Consider the following 8,886-nt stretch of genomic DNA (forward strand, 5'->3'; position numbering starts at 1 on the left):
TACAACGCGCGTCGGGTCGTCCGTCGTGGCGTGCGAACCTCGTCGGACCTTCGGGTCCGGCGCGAACGAGGAGCTGATCATGTTCGAGCGCTTCACCGATCGAGCCCGCAGAGTCGTCGTCCTGGCACAGGAAGAGGCCAAGATGCTGAACCACAACTACATCGGCACGGAGCACATCCTGCTCGGCCTCATCCACGAGGGTGAGGGCGTCGCTGCGAAGGCGCTCGAATCCCTCGGCATCTCCCTCGACGCGGTGCGTGAGCAGGTGCAGGACATCATCGGCCAGGGTCAGCAGCAGCCGACCGGCCACATCCCCTTCACGCCGCGCGCCAAGAAGGTGCTGGAGCTGTCGCTGCGCGAGGCGCTGCAGCTCGGCCACAACTACATCGGTACCGAGCACATCCTGCTCGGCCTCATCCGTGAGGGCGAGGGCGTCGCCGCCCAGGTGCTCGTGAAGCTCGGCGCCGACCTCAACCGGGTGCGCCAGCAGGTCATCCAGCTGCTGTCGGGATACCAGGGCAAGGAGCAGGTCGCCGTGGGTGGCGAGGCGCAGCAGGCCCAGCAGGGCTCGCAGATCCTCGACCAGTTCGGCCGCAACCTCACGCAGGCCGCACGCGACGGCAAGCTCGACCCGGTCATCGGGCGCGAGAAGGAGATCGAGCGCGTGATGCAGATCCTGTCGCGCCGCTCGAAGAACAACCCCGTGCTGATCGGTGAGCCGGGCGTCGGCAAGACCGCCGTCGTCGAGGGCCTCGCCCAGGCGATCGTGCGCGGAGATGTGCCCGAGACGCTGAAGGACAAGCAGCTCTACACGCTCGACCTCGGCAGCCTCATCGCCGGGTCCCGGTACCGCGGCGACTTCGAGGAGCGCCTGAAGAAGGTGACCAAGGAGATCCGCACCCGCGGCGACATCATCACCTTCATCGACGAGATCCACACCCTCGTCGGGGCCGGTGCCGCGGAGGGCGCGATCGACGCCGCCTCGATCCTCAAGCCGCTGCTCGCCCGCGGTGAGTTGCAGACCATCGGCGCGACCACGCTCGACGAGTACCGCAAGCACTTCGAGAAGGACGCCGCCCTCGAGCGCCGCTTCCAGCCGATCCAGGTGCAGGAGCCCAACCTGCCCCACACGATCAACATCCTGAAGGGGCTCCGCGACCGCTACGAGGCGCACCACAAGGTGTCGATCACCGACGGTGCGATCGTCGCCGCCGCCAACCTGTCCGACCGGTACATCTCGGACCGCTTCCTGCCCGACAAGGCCATCGACCTGATCGACGAAGCGGGCGCCCGCCTGCGCCTGTCGATCCTGTCTGCGCCCCCCGAGCTGCGCGAGTTCGACGAGAAGATCGCGCTGGTGCGTGCCGCCAAGGAGGCCGCGATCGAGGACCAGGACTTCGAGAAGGCCGCGGGCCTGCGCGACGAGGAGAAGAACCTCCTCGGTGAGCGGCTTCGTCTCGAGAAGCAGTGGCGCTCCGGCGACGTGAAGACCACCGCTGAGGTCGACGAGGGCCTGATCGCCGAGGTGCTCGCGCAGGCCACCGGCATCCCGGTCTTCAAGCTCACGGAGGAGGAGTCGAGCCGGCTCATCTTCATGGAGAAGGCGATCCACGAGCGGGTCGTCGGCCAGGAGGAGGCCATCTCGGTCCTCGCGAAGACGATCCGCCGCACCCGCGCCGGCCTGAAGGACCCGAAGCGACCCTCGGGCTCGTTCATCTTCGCCGGCCCCACGGGCGTCGGGAAGACCGAGCTCGCCAAGGCGCTCGCCGAGTTCCTCTTCGACGACGAGAACGCCCTCATCTCCCTCGACATGAGCGAGTACGGCGAGAAGCACACGGTCTCGCGGCTGTTCGGTGCCCCTCCCGGGTTCGTCGGCTTCGAGGAGGGCGGCCAGCTCACGGAGAAGGTGCGTCGCAAGCCGTTCAGCGTCGTGCTCTTCGACGAGATCGAGAAGGCGCACCCCGACATCTTCAACTCGCTCCTCCAGATCCTGGAGGAGGGGCGCCTCACCGATGGTCAGGGCCGCGTGGTCGACTTCAAGAACACCGTCATCATCATGACGACCAACCTCGGCACCCGTGACATCGCGGGCGGCCCGGTCGGCTTCGTCGCCGAGGGGGACACCGCGACCGGCTACGACCGGATGCGCGCGAAGGTGGTCGAGGAGCTCAAGCGGCACTTCAAGCCCGAGTTCCTGAACCGAGTCGATGAGACGATCGTCTTCCCGCAACTCACCAAGCCGGAGCTGCTGCAGATCGTCGACCTCTTCGTGAAGCGCCTCAGCCAGCGGATGCTCGACCGCGACATGACGGTGGAGCTCACGCAGCCCGCCAAGGAGCGGCTGATCGACATCGGGTTCGACCCGGCGCTCGGCGCGCGTCCGCTGCGTCGCGCGGTGCAGCACGAGGTGGAGGACAAGCTCAGCGAGCGGATCCTGCACGGCGAGCTGAGCTCCGGCGAGCACGTGCTGATCGACTTCAAGGACGGCGAGTTCGTCTTCACCACGGGCAAGCGCGCCGAGCTCGTCGGCGCTGCCGCCGGGGAGCTGACCACCGGGGAGTAGTCGCACCGGGATCACGACGAAGGGCGTCCTGCATGCGCAGGGCGCCCTTCGTCGTTGAAGGACCGTCCAGTGTGCATGCAGCGCGCTTCCAGCACTCGCGCTTCTCGGAGAAGTACCGTGCCCGATGCACGGCCGTTGCCGATCGCATGCCGCAACCGGCATCGAGAGGCGGCCGTGGAAGGGATCGACGATGATTCGCACGTCTCGCGCGCTGCTCGCGCTCGTCGCCACCGCCTCGCTCGTGGGGCTCACCGCCTGCAGCAGCGGGAGCGGCGGCGGGACGGGAGGCGCGCCCTCCTTCTCGGCGAAGGCGTCGGGCACCCTCAAGGCGTGGGGGTTCAACAACGCCGACGACGTCGGCAAGGCGCGGCTCGCCTACGCGGAGGCGCAGCTGAAGGGCGTCACGATCACGCTCGACCAGACCGCGTTCGACGCGCAGAAGTTCACGACCCGGGTGGCGAGCGGGCAGGTGCCCGACGTCGTGCAGATGGACGCGTCCTACGTCGACACGTATGCGGCGCAGGGCCTCATCCAGCCGCTCGACCAGTGCTACGCGGTGCACACGGTGACGCCGACGTCGCAGTTCTATCCGCAGGTCGTCGACTACATCAAGTACTCGGGCAAGGTCTTCGCGGTGCCGCAGTTCTACCAGCCCCCCGCCATCATCCTCAACGAGCGCGTCATGAAGGCCGCGGGCGTCACCGACGCCGACATCGACACCTCGAAGCCCGACACCCTCATCGCGGCCATCAAGAAGATGACGGTCATCTCGAACGGCAAGCCGACCCGCGTCGGGTTGGACGCGCAGGCGACCGGCCAGGCCTACCTCTGGGTGCTCGGGCAGGGCGGGAAGCTCGTCGACACGAAGGGCAAGCCGACGCTCACGGACGCCGCGAACACCAGGGGACTCGATCTGCTGAAGCGGATCTACGACGCCGAGGGCGGGTACGCCAAGGTGAAGAGCTTCACCGACTCGTTCGACTTCTTCGGCGCGAAGAACCAGTTCGTCAAGGACCAGGTCGGGGCCGAGGTCGACGCCCAGTGGTACGTGAACGTGCTGACGCCCTACGAGAAGAACCTGTCGATCGGGGCCGTGCCCTTCAAGGACCCGTCCGGCAACCCCTACACGACGGCGGGCGGCACCGCCTTCGTCATCCCGGCGGGCGCCAAGAACAAGGACGCCGCCTGCTCGTGGATGCTCGCCCTCACCTCGCAGCCGGCGTGGACCGCCGCCGCCGATGCGCGCAAGGCGACGCTCGCGAAGACGCCCGGCGCCATCAACACCGGCCTCTTCACCGGGTCGCCGTCGGCGGATCAGCGGCTGCGGTCGACCTACGTCAAGCCGAGCGGCAACGCCGGGTTCGACCAGACGATCGCGACGTTCTACAGCATCCTGCCGTCGGGCAAGAGCTACGGCGCCTCGCCGGCCGGGCAGCAGATCCAGACGGCGCTCGCCAACGCCATCACCTCCGTGCTCCTCGGGCAGAAGGACTCGACGAAGGCGCTCGCCGACGCCCAGCAGTCGGCGCTCCGCGCCTACCAGCAGGCCACCCAGCAGTAGCAGGATCGCGCCGTTCCGGAGTTCTTCACGGACACGCCGCGGCAGAGGCTCCTGCGGCGGCGTGTCGCAGGATTTCTCCGGAACGGCGCGATGCGGGGCCGCTCAGCCCTTGCGGCCCTGCGTGGCGATGCCCTCGATGAAGTAGCGCTGACCGAACGCGAACAGCAGGAGCATCGGGAGCGTGACGAGCAGCGAGGCCACCATCACGTACTGGTAGTCGCCGTGGCCGCCGTTCGTGGGGCTGAACGTGGTCATCGCGTAGGAGATCCCGAGCGGCACCGTGAAGTTCGACGGGCTGCCGCTGTTCAGATAGATCAGCGCGCCCTGCAGGTTGTTCCAGCTCGCCTGGAACTCGAACAGGAAGATGATGATGAACGACGGCAGGGACAGCGGCAGGACGATCCGCCGGAACAGGCCGAGGTAGCTCGCCCCGTCGATCCGCGCCGCTTCGAACAGCTCCCGTGGCAGCCCGAGCAGGAACTGCCGTTGCAGGAAGATGTAGAAGGCGCTGCCGAAGAGGTTCATGCCGAACAGCGGGATCCACGTGCCGATGAGGCCGAGGTTCTTCCAGATGAGGTACTGCGGCACGAGGGTGACCGCACCGGGCAGCATCATCGTGGCCAGCACGAACCCGAACAGGAGCTTGCGGCCCGGGAACCGGAAGTACGCGAACCCGAACGCGACGAGCGAGCTCGAGAGCGTCACGAGGCCGGCGGCGAGGACCGCGATGACGAGGCTGTTGCCGAGCCAGGAGAGCAGCGGCAGCTGGTCCCAGACGGCGGCGTAGTTGCCCGGCTGCAGGGTGTGGGGGATCAGCGCGTTGTCGAACACCTCGCCCCGCGGTTTGAGGCTCGCGGCGAGCAGCCAGGCGAACGGGTAGAGGAACAGCAGCCCGAAGGCGATCAGGACGATCCAGAGCACCGCCTTGCCGAGCAGCGGCAGCGGTCGCACGGTCCGCCGCTTCAGGGGGGAGGTGCCCGCGATCTCGATGCCGGTCGCCTGCGCGGCGAGCGACGGCTGCCCTGTCGACGAGTCGGTGATGGCCATCAGGAGTTCTCCGCCTCGTAGTAGACGAAGCGTTTGGCGACTCGGGTCTGCACCAGCGTGATCAGCAGGATGATCACGAACAGCAGCCAGGCCATCGCCGCCGCGAACCCGAAGTTGAAGGTGCGGAACGCCTCCTGGAAGAGGTAGACGCCGTAGAACAGCGACGCCTCCGGGGCGGAGGAGCCCTGATCTCGCCAGAACAGCAGGTAGGCCTGGTCGAACACCTGCAGTGCCGCGATCGTCAGCACGACGACGTTGAAGAAGATGGTGGGCGAGATCATCGGGACCGTGATCGAGAAGAACCGGCGCACGGGGCCCGCCCCGTCGAGCTCCGCGACCTCGTAGAGGTCCTTCGGCACGTTCTTCAGGGCGGCGAGGAAGATCACCATCGTGCCTGAGACGCCCCACAACGTCATCAGCACGATCGACGGCTTCACCCAGGCCGGGTCGATCAGCCACTGCGGCCCCTGGATGCCGAGGAAGCCGAGCGCGGTGTTGATGGCGCCCGAGTTGCCGTTCAGCAGCAGCAGGAAGACCGACGCGGTCGCGACGGCCGGGGTCATCTTCGGCAGGTAGAACAGCGTCCGGAACAGCCCGGCGCCGCGCCCGACCCGGTTCAGCACCATGGCGAGGACGAGCGCGAACACGATCTCGAGGGGCACGGCGAGCACCGCGTAGAACAGGGTGTTGCCGAGTGAGAGGGCCACATCAGGGTCGGTGAGCAGGTTCGCATAGTTGGACGCGCCGGCCGGGCGGACGAGCCCCGTCGCCAGGTTGTAGTGCGTGAACGAGATCACGAGGCTGTAGAGCATCGCTCCGAGCGTGAAGACGAGGAAGCCGACGATCCACGGCGAGATGAAGAGGAAGCCCGCCGTCGCCTCACGGCGGTTGAACCGCTTCGCCCGGCGCTGCAGCAGCGTCAGCCGCTCCGGATCCATGCCGACCTGACCCTGCGCCTGCGCGGCCGTCACGTCCGCTCCTTCCGGCCGCGGCCGGCTCCACGGCGACGTCGCCGGGTGCGGGGACGCGGCGTCCCTGATCAGGTGGAGAGTACGGGCGGTGCCTTGAGAAGTGCTGCGGTTCTCGGCGGCCCGTGGCGCCCGGCAGAATGAGCCCGTGACCGACCCCAATGGCCTCACCGTCCGCCGCGCCCGCACGCCGGACGTCCCGCGCATCGAGGAGCTGATCGCCCCGCTCGTGTCGAAGCGGATCCTGCTCGGCAAGGACCTCGCGGTGCTGTACGGGTCGGTGCAGGAGTTCCGGGTGGCGGAGGAGCCGGGCGGACTGGTCGTCGGCTGCGGCGCCCTGCACGTGATGTGGCAGGACCTGGCCGAGGTGCGCACGCTCGCCGTCGATCCGCTGTGGCGCAAGCGACGGGTCGGCCACGTGCTGCTCGAGCAGCTCGAGCGGGACGCCCACGAGCTCGGCGTCGGCAAGCTCTTCTGCCTCACGTTCGAGGTGGACTTCTTCGTCGGCCACGGGTTCGCGCCGGTGGGGGAGGGGATCGTCGGGCCGGACGTCGTCGCCGAGCTCGCCAGGTCCGGGGACGAAGGCGTCGCCGAGTTCCTCGATCTGCCCCGCGTCAAGCCGAACACCCTCGGAAACACGCGGATGCTCAAGGTGCTGCAAGCGCTCTAGGTCGCCCTCCTGCGACCTAGGCTGAGCACCCGAAGGCCCCGGACGCGGCGGAGCCCGTGGCACCCACCCCTCCGCGTGGATCCGGAGGACTTCGTGACGCCCGACCAGCGCGCCCGGTTCTTCGACGCCGCCGCGGTGCTCTTCGACCTCGACGGGGTGCTCACCCCGACGGCCGAGCTGCACATGCGGGCGTGGGCCGAGCTGTTCGCACCGGTGCTCGCTGCGCGCCAGGCGGACGCCTACACGGACGACGACTACTTCCGCTACGTCGACGGCCGTCCCCGCTACGACGGCGTGCAGGCCGTGCTCGCGTCCCGGGGCATCGACCTGCCTTACGGGGATCCGGCCGACTCGGCCGACGCCGAGACGGTGTGCGGCCTCGGCAACCGCAAGAACGCGGTGTTCTCCGCGGCCCTCGAACGCGACGGCATGGCCCCGTACCCCGGGTCGCTCGCCCTGGTGGACCGGCTCGGTGCGCTCGGCATCCCCGCCGCCGTCGTGTCGAGCTCGAAGAACGCCGTCCCGGTGCTCGCCGCCGCGCACCTCGCCGACCGCTTCCCGGTCGTCGTCGACGGCGTCGTGGCCGCGGCGGAGCACCTGCCGGGCAAGCCGGCGCCCGACATCTTCCTCGCGGCGGCCGACCGGCTCGGCGTCGCGCCCGCTCACGCGGTCGTCGTGGAGGACGCCGTCTCGGGCGTCGCCGCGGGGGCCGCGGGCGGGTTCGCACTCGTCGTCGGCGTCGACCGCGGGGTGGGCGCGCACGCGCTCACCGCCGCCGGCGCCGATGTGGTGGTACACGACCTGGCGGACCTGCTGTCCGCCGACTCAGAGAAGGACGGATCCTGATGGACCGCGATCGCTTCCCCGTCGATCCGTGGCGGCTCACCGAGCGGATCTCGAGCGAGGACAAGGTGGGCCTCGCCGAGACGGTCTTCACCGTCGCCAACGGCTACCTCGGCATGCGGGGCAACTCCTCGGAGGGCCGGCAGGCGCACGAGCACGGCACCTACATCAACGGGCTCCACGAGGTGTGGCCCATCCGGCACGCGGAGCAGGCCTACGGCTTCGCCGAGGTCGGGCAGACCATCGTGAACGCTCCCGACGCGAAGATCATGCGGCTCTACGTCGACGACGAACCGCTCGTGCTCGACATCGCCGAGCTCCTGACCTACGAGCGCAGCCTGGACTTCGCGGACGGCGTGCTGCGCCGTGAGATCCTGTGGCTGACCCCCGCCGGGAAGCGCGTGCGCGTGCGCTCCGACCGCATGGTCTCGTTCGTCGAGCGTCACCTCGCCGTCATGACGTTCGAGGTGACGGTCGAGAACGCGGACGCGTCGGTCGTCATCTCGAGCCAGGTGCTGAACCGGCAGGACGGCGAGGACGAGTTCGGCCGCACGATGCCCGAGGAGGGCCCGGTCGCCTTCGACCCGCGCCGCGCCCAGCGGCTGGCGGAGCGGGTGCTCCAGCCCGTCGACTACTGGCAGCACGGAGACCGCAGCGCGCTCAGCTACCGGGTGACCCATTCCCACATGACGCTCTCGGTGATGATCGATCACGTGCTCGAGACGGAGAACGAGCACAGCTCGTCCGCCTCGATCGCCCCCGACATCGCGAAGCACGTCTACCAGGTGCGTGCCAAGGCCGGGGTACCGGTGAAGCTGACGAAGGTGGCGGCGTACCACACGTCGCGGAGCGTGCCGCCGAGGGAGCTGCTCGACCGCGGGCAGCGCCTGATCGACCGCGTCCTCGCAGACGGTGTGGACGAGCAGCGGCGCCGGCAGCGCGCCTGGCTCGACGACTTCTGGGACCGGTCCGACGTCGAGATCGTCGGCCACCCCGAGCTGCAGCAGGCGGTCCGCTGGAACCTGTTCATGCTCGCGCAGGCCGCGGCGCGGGCGGACTCGAGCGGTGTCCCGGCGAAGGGCATGACGGGGAGCGGCTACAGCGGTCACTACTTCTGGGACACCGAGATCTATGTGATGCCGTTCCTCACGTACACGTCCCCGCTCTTCGGCCGCAACGCGCTGAAGATGCGCGAACGGATGCTGCCGGCCGCGCGCCGAAGGGCCCGCCAGCT

Annotated in this window: 6 protein-coding genes and 1 pseudogene; 5 read left to right on the plus strand and 2 right to left on the minus strand. The window is 68.9% G+C overall.

Features of this window, described 5'->3' with window-relative positions:
* The first annotated feature begins 79 nt into the window (after positions 1 to 79).
* Positions 80 to 2,563, plus strand: coding sequence for an ATP-dependent Clp protease ATP-binding subunit (locus JWQ92_RS00980; RefSeq protein ID WP_297342590.1), 2,484 nt, complete (start codon positions 80 to 82; stop codon positions 2,561 to 2,563).
* A 190-nt stretch (positions 2,564 to 2,753) separates the two neighbouring features.
* Positions 2,754 to 4,124, plus strand: coding sequence for an ABC transporter substrate-binding protein (locus JWQ92_RS00985; RefSeq protein WP_297342591.1), 1,371 nt, complete (start codon positions 2,754 to 2,756; stop codon positions 4,122 to 4,124).
* A 102-nt stretch (positions 4,125 to 4,226) separates the two neighbouring features.
* On the opposite strand, the gene JWQ92_RS00990 is transcribed toward JWQ92_RS00985, so the two are convergent.
* Together JWQ92_RS00990 and JWQ92_RS00995 are read right to left on the minus strand one after the other, a co-directional pair.
* Positions 4,227 to 5,171, minus strand: a complete 945-nt coding sequence (locus JWQ92_RS00990) for a carbohydrate ABC transporter permease (RefSeq protein WP_297342592.1) — start codon at positions 5,169 to 5,171, stop codon at positions 4,227 to 4,229.
* Entirely contained in the window at positions 5,171 to 6,109 is a 939-nt protein-coding gene (locus tag JWQ92_RS00995; protein WP_297342595.1) for a carbohydrate ABC transporter permease, read from the minus strand. The genes JWQ92_RS00990 and JWQ92_RS00995 overlap by 1 nt, the downstream gene beginning before the upstream one ends.
* A gap of 178 nt (positions 6,110 to 6,287) precedes the next feature.
* Between JWQ92_RS00995 and JWQ92_RS01000 the strand changes: the two genes are divergently transcribed.
* The 3 genes and pseudogenes from JWQ92_RS01000 to JWQ92_RS01010 all read left to right on the plus strand — a co-directional run.
* Positions 6,288 to 6,809 carry an amino-acid N-acetyltransferase gene (locus JWQ92_RS01000; protein ID WP_297342593.1) on the plus strand — a complete coding sequence of 174 codons (522 nt, stop codon included), beginning with the start codon at positions 6,288 to 6,290 and terminating at the stop codon, positions 6,807 to 6,809.
* A 75-nt stretch (positions 6,810 to 6,884) separates the two neighbouring features.
* Complete coding sequence (locus JWQ92_RS01005) at positions 6,885 to 7,655, plus strand: HAD family phosphatase (RefSeq protein WP_297342594.1); 771 nt, start codon at positions 6,885 to 6,887, stop codon at positions 7,653 to 7,655.
* A pseudogene (locus tag JWQ92_RS01010) lies at positions 7,655 to 8,886 on the plus strand (glycoside hydrolase family 65 protein); the annotation flags it as partial. The gene JWQ92_RS01005 and the pseudogene JWQ92_RS01010, both read left to right, overlap by 1 nt.

The sequence above is a fragment of the Amnibacterium sp. genome (genome assembly GCF_025463795.1).
Taxonomy (GTDB): domain Bacteria; phylum Actinomycetota; class Actinomycetes; order Actinomycetales; family Microbacteriaceae; genus Amnibacterium.